10 protein-coding genes are annotated in these 12,017 nt (G+C 74.7%); 5 read left to right on the top strand and 5 right to left on the bottom strand.

Annotation, left to right across the window (positions count from 1 at the left end; translation table 11 throughout):
- Nucleotides 1–21: 21 nt before the first annotated feature.
- From IE177_RS06685 to IE177_RS06675, 3 genes are all read right to left on the bottom strand, one after another.
- Nucleotides 22–1,287: an NAD(P)/FAD-dependent oxidoreductase gene (locus IE177_RS06685; RefSeq protein ID WP_190013804.1), complete on the bottom strand. Its 1,266-nt coding sequence runs from the start codon at nt 1,285–1,287 to the stop codon at nt 22–24.
- 104 nt (nt 1,288–1,391) lie between these two features.
- A complete protein-coding gene (locus tag IE177_RS06680) occupies nt 1,392–2,666 on the bottom strand; it encodes a deoxyguanosinetriphosphate triphosphohydrolase (RefSeq protein ID WP_190013803.1) in 1,275 nt (424 codons plus the stop codon).
- Between the two features lie 460 nt (nt 2,667–3,126).
- Nucleotides 3,127–3,987 carry a sirohydrochlorin chelatase gene (locus IE177_RS06675; RefSeq protein WP_190013802.1) on the bottom strand — a complete coding sequence of 287 codons (861 nt, stop codon included), beginning with the start codon at nt 3,985–3,987 and terminating at the stop codon, nt 3,127–3,129.
- Nucleotides 3,988–4,198: 211 nt separating this feature from the next.
- On the opposite strand from IE177_RS06675, the gene IE177_RS06670 reads away from it, so the two are divergent.
- Both IE177_RS06670 and IE177_RS06665 read left to right on the top strand, forming a co-directional pair.
- Nucleotides 4,199–4,876, top strand: coding sequence for a SanA/YdcF family protein (locus IE177_RS06670; protein WP_190013801.1), 678 nt, complete (start codon nt 4,199–4,201; stop codon nt 4,874–4,876).
- Between the two features lie 127 nt (nt 4,877–5,003).
- Entirely contained in the window at nt 5,004–7,193 is a 2,190-nt protein-coding gene (locus IE177_RS06665) for a molybdopterin oxidoreductase family protein (protein WP_190013800.1), read from the top strand.
- A gap of 6 nt (nt 7,194–7,199) precedes the next feature.
- Here IE177_RS06665 and IE177_RS06660 read toward each other — a convergent pair whose 3' ends face one another.
- Nucleotides 7,200–7,631: a gamma-glutamylcyclotransferase family protein gene (locus tag IE177_RS06660; protein WP_373305038.1), complete on the bottom strand. Its 432-nt coding sequence runs from the start codon at nt 7,629–7,631 to the stop codon at nt 7,200–7,202.
- Nucleotides 7,632–7,770: 139 nt separating this feature from the next.
- On the opposite strand from IE177_RS06660, the gene IE177_RS06655 reads away from it, so the two are divergent.
- The 3 genes from IE177_RS06655 to IE177_RS06645 all read left to right on the top strand — a co-directional run bounded on the left by IE177_RS06655 (nt 7,771) and on the right by IE177_RS06645 (nt 11,041).
- The gene (locus IE177_RS06655; protein WP_190013799.1) at nt 7,771–9,417 is read left to right on the top strand and encodes a M4 family metallopeptidase; all 1,647 of its coding nucleotides are present in this window, start codon (nt 7,771–7,773) and stop codon (nt 9,415–9,417) included.
- Between the two features lie 349 nt (nt 9,418–9,766).
- Entirely contained in the window at nt 9,767–10,282 is a 516-nt protein-coding gene (locus IE177_RS06650; protein ID WP_190013798.1) for a GVDTG sorting domain-containing protein, read from the top strand.
- A 120-nt stretch (nt 10,283–10,402) separates the two neighbouring features.
- On the top strand, nt 10,403–11,041 hold the full coding sequence (locus IE177_RS06645) for a class F sortase (RefSeq protein ID WP_190013797.1): 639 nt from the start codon (nt 10,403–10,405) through the stop codon (nt 11,039–11,041).
- Nucleotides 11,042–11,048: 7 nt separating this feature from the next.
- On the opposite strand, the gene IE177_RS06640 is transcribed toward IE177_RS06645, so the two are convergent.
- A complete protein-coding gene (locus tag IE177_RS06640) occupies nt 11,049–11,831 on the bottom strand; it encodes a sulfite exporter TauE/SafE family protein (RefSeq protein WP_190013796.1) in 783 nt (260 codons plus the stop codon).
- Nucleotides 11,832–12,017: the final 186 nt, after the last annotated feature.

The raw sequence follows: 12,017 nt of genomic DNA, 5'->3' as shown, positions 1-12,017 counted from the left end.
CAGGCCCGGTGCCCGCGCGGGTCACGCGCCGAGGCCGTCGAGGGGCACGTGCGGGTCGGCGAGCGCCTCCGTGTTCACCCTGGCGCGGGAACGGATGAGGCGCTGGATCGGCTCTGTGACATCCCACACGTTCACGTTCATCCCGGCGAGGACCCTGCCCTCCTTCACCCAGAAGGCGATGAACTCCCGCCTGCCGGCGTCGCCCCGGATCACCACCTCGTCGTACGACCCGGGGGGCGCCCAGCCGCTGTACTCCATGCCCAGGTCGTACTGGTCGGTGAAGAAGTAGGGCACGCGGTCGTAGGTGACGTCCTGGCCGAGCATCGCCCGGGCGGCGGCCGGGCCGCCGTTCAGGGCGTTGGCCCAGTGCTCCACCCGCAGCCGGGTGCCGAACAGGGCGTGCGGGAAGGCGGCGACGTCACCGGCCGCGTGGATGTCCGGGTCGGACGTGCGCAGCGCTTCGTCCACCACCACGCCGCCGCCGTGCGCGCGGTCGGCCAGCCGGAGTCCCGCCGCCTCCGCGAGCGCGGTGCGCGGGGCCGCGCCGATCGCCGCGAGGACGGCGTGGGCCGGGTGCTCCTCGCCGTCGTCGGTGCGGGCGGCGAGGACCATGCCGTCCTGGCCGACGATCTCGGTGAGCCGCGCCCCGAAGTGGAAGCGGACGCCGTGCGCGCGGTGCAGTTCGGCGAAGACGTTGCCCAGCTCGGGTCCGAGCACGCCGTGCAGCGGGGTCGGCGCGGGCTCGATCACGGTGACCTCGGCGCCGTACTCGCGGGCCGCCGCCGCGACCTCCAGGCCGATCCAGCCGGCGCCGGCGATCACGAGGTGCCCGTTGTCCCGGCCGAGGGCGCCCAGGACGCCCTTGAGGCGCTCGGCGTGCGCCAGCCGGCGCAGGTGGTGGACGCCCGCCAGGCCGGTGCCGGGGATGTCGAGGCGGCGCGGTTCGGCGCCGGTGGCCAGGAGCAGCTTGTCGTAGTGCACGAGGGTGCCGTCGTCGCCGAAGTGCACGGTCTTCGCGGCGCGGTCGATCCGGTCCACGGTCTGGCCGAGGTGCAGTTCGACGTCGTTGCGCGCGTACCAGGCGGGCTCGTGCACGAAGACGCTGTCCCGCTCCTCCTTGCCCAGCAGGTAGCCCTTGGACAGCGGCGGCCGCTCGTAGGGGTGGTCGCGTTCGTCGCAGATCAGTATCACCCGGCCGCTGAAGCCCTCCGCACGGAGCGTCTCGGCCGCCTTCGCTCCGGCGAGGCCGCCTCCGACGATGACGAATGTCTGATCCGCGTCGACCACTTGATGCCTCCTCGTAAGGGTGCCGCCACATGCGAGCCTCCCGCACGTGGCGTGCTGCGGGAAGAGGGGGTGACCCGATCAGGCCACGACGGGTCACTTTCCCCCTACATATGCCCGGTCAGTCTCGCGTGCAGGGAGAGCGCGGACGCGTCGGTCAGGGACGCGATCTGGTCGACGATCACCCGCTTGCGCGCGGCGTCGTCGGGTGCCGTCCGGAACAGGGCCCGGAACTGCGGGTCCAGGCCGTCGGGGGCGCCGGCGGTGAGCGCCTGCGCCAGTTCGGCGACGATCACCCGCTGGTCCCGGCGCAGCCGCTCCTGCTCGGCGCGCTGCATCACGTACCGGTCGGCGACCGCCTTGAGCACCGCGCACTCCATGCGGGTCCCGCGCGGTACGACGAGTTCGGCGCCGTAGCGGGTGAGCCGGCCGCTGCCGTACGCGGCCCGGGTGGCGCCCTCGGCGGCCAGGCAGAAGCGGCCGATGAGCTGGCTGGTGGCGTCCTTGAGGCGGGCCTGGGCGACCGCCGTGCCGTCGTAGCCGTGCGGCCACCACTCCTGCTCCTGCAGGCGGTCGAGGGCCGCGGCGAGTTCGGCGGGGTCGGTGTCCGCGGGGACGTAGCGGCCGACGGCGACCTCGAACACGGCCTGCCGCTCGGACCGCGCGCGGAGGCTGCCGGGGTCGACATGGCCGGCGTGCAGGCCGTCCTCGACGTCGTGCACCGAGTAGGCCACGTCGTCCGACCAGTCCATGACCTGCGCCTCGAAGCAGGTGCGGGTGCCGGGGGCGTGCTTCCTGACCCAGTCGAAGACCGGGCTGTCGTCCTCGTAGACGCCGAACTTCCCGGACGCCGGGTCGGTGGGGTGGGCGCCGCGCGGCCAGGGGTACTTGGTGGCGGCGTCTAGGGTGGCGCGGGTGAGGTTGAGGCCGACGGAGCCGTCCTCGGTGAAACGTTTGGGCTCGATGCGGGTGAGCAGGCGCAGGGACTGGGCGTTGCCCTCGAAGCCGCCGCAGTCGTCGGCGAACTCGTTCAGGGCGTGTTCGCCGTTGTGGCCGAAGGGCGGGTGGCCGAGGTCGTGGGCGAGGCAGGCCGCTTCGACGAGGTCGGGGTCGCAGCCGAGGGCCGCGCCGAGTTCCCGGCCCACCTGGGCGCACTCCAGGGAGTGCGTGAGCCGGGTGCGGGGGCTGGCGTCCCAGGCCCGGCTGCGGGTGCCGGGCGTGACCACCTGGGTCTTGCCGGCGAGGCGCCGCAGTGCCGCGGAGTGCAGGATGCGGGCCCGGTCGCGCTGGAAGGCGGTGCGGCCGGGGCGTTTGTCGGGTTCGGGAGCCCAGCGTTCGGCCGACGCCGGGTCGTAGGCCGAAGAGGGTGCGGTGCCTTCCATGGCTCGACAGTAAGCGCCGGGCCCGGCAAACCGCTGACGCGGCCGGCAAACCCGTGCGCCGGGGCCTGTCCGGCGACTCCCGTCATCACCCTGGAGGGGCCGCACGGCGCCGCCGGCCCCGGCACGGGCAGCCCGGGCGGACGGCCGCGAGGCGCCCGAGCGGCGCCCCGGCTGACGCCCGTCACCCACAGGGTCCGCGCGACGGCGGAAGAACCCCCGGGCGCGGGCAGGGCCGAGCGGCGGCCAGAAGGCTCCGGAGCGCTCCCGTCACCCATACGGGCCGCCCGGCGGCCGAGGAACACGGGCGCGGGCGAGACCGGGCGGGCGGCCGCACCGCGCCGGGATCGCTCTCGTCGTCGACGCGGGCCGCACGGCGGTGGCGTCTCCCGGCGCCGGCGTGGCGGCCGGAGGGTGCCGGAGTGGTCCGGCGCCGTGGGGTGCGTGGGGCTGCCGGGCGGCGTCAGGCCGAGGCCGGCTGCGCCGCCGCCGGTGTGCGTGCCTGGTCGTAGCGGTCCAGGATCAGGTGGGCCATCGAGGGGTGGTCGCCCAGCGGGGCCGACGCGAGCCACGGGGCCCGGTCCGCGCACTGGGTCGCGAAGCGGCCCGGGGCCGTGAAGTACGACGCCACCGCCACCCGGTGCCGGCCGCGGGCGGCCAGCGCGCGCACCGCCGTGTCGACCGTCGGGGTCGCCGCCGAGGCGTACGCGGGGATCACCGGCACGCCCAGCCGGCCGGCGAGCAGGCGGGCGGTGCGGCGGGTGTCGGTCGCCGAGTCGGGGTCGCGGGAGCCGGCCGCGGCCAGGACGACGGCGCTCGCGCGGCGCGTGCGGCCGTCCGGGTCCGCCGGCCAGCCCGCCTCCACCAGCCGGTCGTGCAGGGTCTCCACGAGCAGGGGGTGCGGGCCGAGCGGGGCGGCCACGCGCGCGGGCGCCGGTGCCACGGCGGCCATCTCGGGGATGTCCCGCTTGACGTGGTAGCCGCGGGACAGGAGCAGCGGGACCAGGACGGCCGGGGTGCCGCCGAGGGCGGCGAGGGTGTCCGGCAGCAGGGGCTCGTTCAGCTCGATGTGCCCCAGGTGGACGGCGAGGCCGGGGCGCAGCGCCCGTACCCGGTCCATGAGGGCCCGCACGGTCTCCAGCGCGCGCGGATCGCGGCTGCCGTGGCCGACCAGGACGAGTGCGGGCGGTGCCGGACGGCGGCGTGCGCCCGTGGAAACGAGCCGGAGCCGGCCGGCGACCTGGCTGCTGATGCTGTTCATGAGTTGCGCCGTACTGTCGAGATGGACGGGGGGCTCGTCGCGGGGTGGGTTCGAGGCCGTCATGGAGGGATCCTGACGGGGCGACGTTGCGGGCCCGTTGCGTCGCCGTCACGGGTGTTTTCCGCGGCTTCACGTCATACGGATGCACGAGGTGAGGGAAGGGCCGGCGCACCGCGCGGGGAACGGACGGCCGGACCCGGGCGAACCGGACCGTCCGCGCGCGCGTCTTCCACGGTCGGAAGCGATCACCGGGGGATCGATCACTGGGGGCCGAATGAGGATCCGTCGACCGCGGCTGCCGCGCACCCGCACGGGGCAGCGGCGGCTGGTGCAGGCCCTGATGGCCGTGTGCGTGCTGGCGCTGCTGCCGGCCACCTGGCTGTACGTGTCGACCGCGGACCGGCTGCGCACGACGGCGGACGTGCCGCGCACGGAGGTCGCGGTGGTGTTCGGGGCCGGGCTGTGGGACGGGGAGCCGTCGCCGTACCTCGCGCACCGCCTGGACGCGGCGGCCAGGCTCTACGAGGCGGGCCGGATCGAGGTCGTCCTCGTCACCGGCGACAACAGCCGCGAGGACTACGACGAGCCCGACGCCATGCGCGCCTACCTCACGAAGCACGGGGTGCCGGACACGCGGATCGTCAGCGACTACGCCGGCTTCGACACCTGGGACTCCTGCGTGCGGGCCAAGAAGATCTTCGGTGTCGACCGGGCGGTGCTGATCAGCCAGGACTTCCACATCCGGCGCGCGGTGGCGCTGTGCGAGGCGGCAGGGGTGGACTCCTACGGGGTCGGGGTGGCCGCCAAGCACGACGTGACCTGGTACTACGGCGGCACGCGCGAGGTGTTCGCGGCGGGCAAGGCGGCGCTGGACGCGCTGTTCGAACCGGATCCGCGGTTCCTCGGGCCGAAGGAGCCGGGCGTGGCGCGGGCGCTCGCCGCGGGGCGCTGACGGGCCGGAGCGCGGCTCGCCGGGAGGCCTCCTCACGGCGGGTGGACCGGCACGGGGAGGTCGGCTTCCCGGCCGTGTAACAAGGAGCCGCCACGGGCCGTAACACGGCCGAAGCACGCTGGTCGGCATGGAGACCGCCTCGACGCCCACCCACTGCCCGTACTGCGCCCTGCAGTGCGGGATGAACATCACGCCCCTGCCGCGGGGTGGCGTCGAGGTCTCCGAGCGCCCGGACTTCCCGGTGAACCGGGGCGCGCTGTGCGGCAAGGGCCGTACGGCCGCCCAGGTGCTGTCGCCGGCGGCCCGGCTGACCACTCCCCTGGTGCGCTCCGGCGGACGGCTGGTGGAGGCGGGCTGGGAGGAGGCCCTGGACCGGATCGCCGGAGCGCTGTCGTCGGTGCGGGCGCACAGCGGGCCCGACGCGCTGGGGGTGTTCGGCGGGGGCGGGCTGACCAACGAGAAGGCTTACGCGCTGGGCAAGTTCGCGCGGGTCGCGCTGGGCACCTCCCAGATCGACTACAACGGCCGCTTCTGCATGTCCTCGGCCGCGGCGGCCGGCACCAGGGCGTTCGGCCTCGACCGGGGGCTGCCGTTCCCGCTGGAGGACATCCCGAGGACCGGGTGCGTGATCCTCGTCGGCTCGAACCTGGCCGAGACCATGCCCCCGTCGCTGCGCTTCTTCACCGAGCTGCGCGAGAACGGCGGCACCCTGATCGTCGTGGACCCGCGCCGCACCCGGACCGCCGACCAGGCCGACCTGCACCTCGCGCCCCGGCCCGGTACCGATCTCGCCCTCGCCCTCGGCCTGTTGCACCTGGTGATCGCCGAGGGCCGCACGGACGAGGAGTACATCCGTGAGCGCACCACGGGCTGGGAGGAGGCCCGGGCGGCGGCGATGGCCCACTGGCCGGAGTACGTGGAGCGGATCACGGGGGTGTCCGTTCCACTACTGCGGCAGGCGGTGCGGATGTTCTGCGAGCCGGAGTCGGCGATGGTGCTCACCGCGCGCGGCCCCGAGCAGCAGTCCAAGGGCACGGACACGGTGGGCGCGTGGATCGACCTGTGCCTGGCGACCGGCCGCGCGGGCCGCCCGCTGTCCGGTTACGGCTGCCTGACCGGGCAGGGCAACGGGCAGGGCGGGCGCGAACACGGCCAGAAGGCCGACCAGTTGCCCGGGTACCGCAAGCTGGACGATCCGGCGGCGCGGCGGCACGTGGCCGGGGTGTGGGGTGTCGACCCGGACAGCCTGCCGGGGCCCGGGCGCAGCGCCTACGAACTCCTCGACGCGCTCGGCACGGACATCCGGGCGCTGCTGCTGATGGGCTCCAACCCGGTGGTGTCGGCGCCGCGCGCGGCGCACGTCGAGGAGCGACTGCGCTCGCTGGACTTCCTCGCGGTCGCGGACGTCGTCCTGTCGGAGACGGCCGAGCTGGCGGACGTGGTGCTGCCGGTGACGCAGTGGGCGGAGGAGACGGGCACGACGACCAGCCTGGAGGGCAGGGTCCTGCTGCGCCGCCAGGCGGTCGCTCCCCCGCCGGGCGTCCGCAGCGACCTGTACGTCCTGCACGAACTGGCCGCCCGCCTCGGCGTGGAGAAGGGGTTCCCGACCGACCCCGAGGCGGTCTTCGCCGAACTGCGCCGGGCCAGCGCGGGCGGCCCCGCCGACTACTCGGGCATCACCTACCGCCGGCTGGCGGAGGAGGACGGCGTGTTCTGGCCGTGCCCGGCACCCGTCCCGGCCGAGGGGGACGGCGGCGACGGCGAGGACGCCCTGTTCGACGTCGAGCCGGACGCCCCGGACCGGGACGGCGGCGCCGCACCGGCCGCCCCCGCCGTGCACCCCGGCACCCCGCGCCTCTTCCTGGACCGCTTCGCGACCCCTGACGGCCGGGCCCGGTTCGCCGCCGCGACCCACCGGGCGACGGCGGAGGAGCCGGACGCCGAGTACCCGCTGCTGCTGACCACCGGCCGGGTGGTGTCGCAGTACCAGTCGGGGGCGCAGACCCGGCGCGTGGCCGAGCTGAACGCGGCGGCGCCCGGACCCTTCGTGGAGCTGCACCCGCGTCTCGCGGCCCGCCTGGGCGCGGCCGAGGGCGACCCGCTCGCGGTGGTCTCCCGCCGGGGCCGCGCGGTGGCGCCCGCCCGGATCACGGACTCCATCCGCCCGGACACCGTCTTCATGCCCTTCCACTGGCCGGGCGAGGGCCGCGCCAACACCCTCACCAACCCGGCGCTCGACCCGGTCTCCCGCATGCCGGAGTTCAAGTCCTGTGCGGTGCGGGTGGAGAAGGTGCGCCGGCCCGCCGGACACGGGTGACGCGGTTCAGCGGCGGGACAGCCAGTCACCGGTCGCTATGCGGTTGCCCGTGGCGCTCAGCCGGGCGGCGACGTGCGGGGCGGCCAGGTACACCCAGGCCCGTACGGCGGTGCCGTCGGGGCGCAGGACGTCCCGGGTGACGCGTACGTACAGGTTGCGGGGGTCGCCCGGCACGTACTCCTCCAGCCGGTCCAGGGCCGTGAGCAGGTCCTCGTACGTCTCCGTCCGGGCCGTCACCAGTTCCCCGCGCACCTCGGTTCCGGGCCGGTCTACGGCGTAGGGGTAGCCGGGGCCGTCGTACAGGACGGCGTCCGGGAGGCGGGCCGGTTCCTCGGCGGCGGTGCGGCCCCGCAGGAACAGGTCGTGGTTGGGCTCGCCGGGGCGCAGCGTGCCGTAGACGAAGAAGGGCAGGGCCCGCCGGGACTCCGGAGTGATCACGGAAACGATTCTCTACCCCCTCCGGCTCGTCACACATCTCCATGAAGGCGCTATGGACATGACATGTCATGGGCATTTAAATCGTGGACACGTCAGCGCCCACCCCCACGCCTTCCAGGCGCGTCCCCCGAGGAGACCGATGAGCCGGATACGGCACGTCCGAGGATCCCGTCGCATCGCCACGGCCGGCATCGCCGTCACCACCGCGACCCTGCTGGCAACCGCCCTGTCCCCCGCCGCCCACGCAGACGGCAGACCGACCCGCGCCACGGCCGTCCGGAACGCGGCGTCGGCGCTTCTCGCCCACGCCGCCGGCCTCGGCCTCACCTCCGCCGAGGACACCGGCGTGCGGGACGTGATCGTCGACGGGGACGGCACCCAGCACGTCCGCTACGACCGCACCTACCGTCACCTGCCGGTGCTGGGCGGCGACTTCGTCGTCCACCTGGCCTCCGGCGGCGCCTACCGCGGCGCCGACCGGGCGACGCACACCCGGATATCCCTGTCCTCCGTCACCCCGGAGGTGTCCGGCCCGAAGGCCGCCGGCCTCGCGGTGAACGCCCTGCGCGCGGCCCACCTCGGCGAGAGGCTGGCCCGGGTCAAGGCCAAGCCGGAGCTGGTGGTCGACGCCCTGCACGGCACGCCGCGCCTCGCCTGGCGCACCGACGCCGTGGGCCAGGACTCGCTCGGCAACCCGGTCGCCCGCACCGTGCTGACCGACGCCCGCACCGGCGCCCAGATCGACGCCTGGGACAGCATCGAGACGGCGACCGGCGACGGCAGGTCCCTGTACAGCGGGACGGTGCCGCTGGAGACGACCCAGTCGGGATCGTCGTACCAGCTCAAGGACCCGACCCGGGGCAACACCTACACCGGCGACGCGGAGAACAAGACCGACCTGTGCTTCTTCGGCATCTGCTTCAGCCGGGCCCCCGCGACCCTGTTCACGGACGCCGACAACCACTGGGGCAGCGGCGCCACCTCCGACCGCTCCTCGGCCGCCGTCGACGCCCAGTACGGCACCAACGAGACCTGGGACTACTACAAGAACGTCCACGGCCGCAACGGCATCGCGGGCGACGGCAAGGGCTCGTACAACCGCGTCCACTACGGCAGCAACTACAACAACGCCTTCTGGGACGACAGCTGCTTCTGCATGACGTACGGCGACGGTGACGGCACCACCTTCGGGCCGCTGGTGGCGCTGGACGTCGCCGGGCACGAGATGAGCCACGGCGTGACGTCGAAGACGGCCGCGCTGACCTACTCGGGCGAGTCCGGCGGACTCAACGAGGCCACCTCCGACATCCTCGGCACGATGGTCGAGTGGTACGCGAACAACTCCTCCGACCAGGGCGACTACCTCATCGGCGAGGAGATCGTGAAGCCGGGCTTCGGCAAGGCCGCCCTGCGCTTCATGGACAAGCCGTCCAGGGACGGCAGCTCCGCGGACTACTGGAGCTCGTCGGTCGGCAACCTCGACGTCCACTACTCCTCGGGCGTCGCCAACCACTTCGCCTACCTGCTCGCCGAGGGCAGCGGCGCGAAGACCATCAACGGCGTCGACTACAACTCGCCGACGTCCAACGGCTCGACGGTCACCGGCATCGGCCGGGACAAGGTCGGCAGGATCTGGTACCGGGCGCTGACGGTCTACATGACGTCCTCGACGAACTACAAGGGCGCCCGGACCGCCACGCTGAACGCGGCCAAGGACCTCTACGGCTCCGGCAGCACCGAGTACAACGCGGTGGCCGCGGCCTGGAGCGCGGTCAACGTCAGCTGACCCCCCACAGCCGACGGCGGGAGGCCGGCGCCCGGGCGGGCGCCGGCCTCTGTCACGCCTCCGGGCGCGCGGCGCACCACCGCCGGCCCGCCCCGGGCGCCCGGCGGACGCTGACACCCCGTCACCCGTTCACCGGCACCCCTCGCTCCATTCGTGTTCTTTTCGTACTACTACCTCCCGGCGGCACCCGGCACGCCCCTGACCAGCCAGAACCTCCCCCGGGACTAGCCCGTGCGGGGCCGGCCCGACACCCGTTCTCCGCAATACCTGACGCTCTGTCAGCAAGCGAGCGGACCACGGAGCCATTTACCTCGGTAAAGCACCAGTCGGACAAGCTCTGGGGAGCACCATGCGACGCACCGCCCGTCTGCTGACCGGTACCGCGCTCGCCGTGGCCGCCGCGGCACCCGCCCATGCCGGTGACACCCGCGCCGGTCGCCTGGACGTGTACCCCTACACCGCGGCCCCCGGGGCGCAGGTCACGGTGAACACGGCCGCGTGCGGCGAACGCGGAGCCGCGACCGGGGACGCGGGCGCCGTCGGCGCCGGCACCTTCCCGCTGGCGCCCACCACCCACCAGGGCGAGGCCATCGGCCAGTTCCGGGTGCCGCCGAGCGCGCAGCCGGGGACGTACGAGATCGTCGCCGAGTGCGCCGAGGGCGCCCGGCAGGTGAAGGGCGACCTGGTGGTGGCCCTCAGCGCGGTGCACCAGCAGGTGCAGCCGCGGGGAAGCGTGAAGACGGGGGTCGGCGGCGCACTCGGCACCGACCCCGTGCAGACCGCGGCGGGCGTGGCCGCTCTGGCCGTCGCCGCCGCGGGCGGTACCTGGCTCCTGCATCGCCGGGCGAGAGGCGACGGGATCTGACGGACACCCTCCGCTGTCCGTCCGCCGGTACCGCACGTCCCGCCCCCTCCGGGTCCGATGCCCCTCGCGGCCCGGAGGGGGAGGGGCCTTCGGGGGGCCGCCCCCGGGAGAGGGGTTGGTATGCGCAGCAGCGCCAGGCGTGCCCGGCTCGGCGACACCGCGATAGCCGCGCTCACCGTCGTGGCCCTCGGGTCGGCGGTGTGGCTGCTCGGCGGCGGCGCCGGGGAGCACGCGCCACCGCAGCCGCCGGCCGCCGAGGGCCGCCCCGATCCGGGCGGTGAGCGGCTCGCCGCACCCCCGCTCGCCCCGTCCCCGCCCACCCGCATCCGCATCCCCGCGATCCACGTGAACGCCCCGCTGATGGCGCTGGCCCTCACGCCGGCCGGCAGCCTGGACGTGCCGCCCGCCGACCGGAAGAACCTCGCCGGCTGGTACGAGGCGGGCACCATGCCCGGCGAGACCGGCACCGCGATCGTCGCCGGGCACGTCGACAACACCGAGGGCCCCGCCGTCTTCTACGACCTCGGCGCCCTCAGGCGGGGCGCCCGCATCGAGGTGGACCGCCAGGACGGCAGCGTGGCCGTGTTCACCGTGGACGCGGTGGAGGTGTACGCGGCCAGTGCCTTCCCCGACGAGAAGGTCTACGGCGCCGCGGCCCGCCCCGAGCTGCGCGTCATCACCTGCGGCGGCGGCTACTCGCGCACGACCGGCTACCGGGGCAACGTGGTGGTGTTCGCCCGTCTGACCGGCAGCCGGTGACCCCTGGTCAGGCCAACCACTGTCCGTAGGCCAGGTTCGCCACCAGCGCCAGGACGACCGTCAGCAGGACGATCCGCACGAAGCCGCTGCCCTGCTTGAGGGCGGTGCGGGCGCCGAGGGTGCCGCCCGCGAGGTTGAAGACGGCGAGCAGGGCCGCGAACCGCCACAGCACCGTGCCCTGCCAGGCGAACATCGCGAGGGCGCCCCCGTTGGTGCAGCAGTTGACGATCTTCGCGGTGGCGGAGGCGGTGACCAGGTCCAGCCGGAGGACCGCGGTCAGCGCGAGGACCAGGAACGTGCCGGTGCCGGGGCCGATCAGGCCGTCGTAGCAGCCGATGCCCAGGCCGGCCAGGCCGATCGCGGCGAGCCTGCGGCGGCGGCCCACGGGGCCGGCGGCCGGGGCCCGGCCGAAGCCGGGGCGCATGATCACGAAGGCGGCCACGCCCAGCAGCACCACCATGATCACCGGCTTCAGCACGTCCGTGCTCATGCCGGCCGCGAAGAAGGCGCCCACGGAGGAGCCGGCCAGGGCGGCGAGCCCGATGCGCACGGCCGTGCCCGTGTCGACCGGCGCCTTGCGGACGTAGGTCAGGGCGGCGCCGCTGGTGCCGACGATCGAGATCGCCTTGTTGGTGCCCAGCGCGTACGCGGCCGGGGTGGCCGCGGGCAGCCCCAGCAGCAGGGCCGGCAACAGCAGCAGCCCGCCTCCACCGACGACCGCGTCGATCCAGCCCGCCGCGAGAGCGGCCAGACAGAGCAGGGCTACGACGGTCACGGGTATGTCGGGCATGCCCGTGACCCTAAGGCCTTCCGTTCGGCCGCCGCAGGTCAGGGCCGTGCGTGCCCCCGCCTCACACCCCGGCCCGGCCCCGCACGCGGCCCCCTCACACCCCCGTCCCGCCCGCGCGCGAACCCCTCACACCCCCGCCCCGCCCGCGCGCCGGCCCCTCACACCCCCCGCCCCCGCCAGCTGAGG

This window comes from Streptomyces lucensis JCM 4490, from assembly GCF_014650035.1.
Classification (GTDB): domain Bacteria; phylum Actinomycetota; class Actinomycetes; order Streptomycetales; family Streptomycetaceae; genus Streptomyces; species Streptomyces lucensis.
This window is presented reverse-complemented; position numbering and strand designations above follow the sequence as displayed.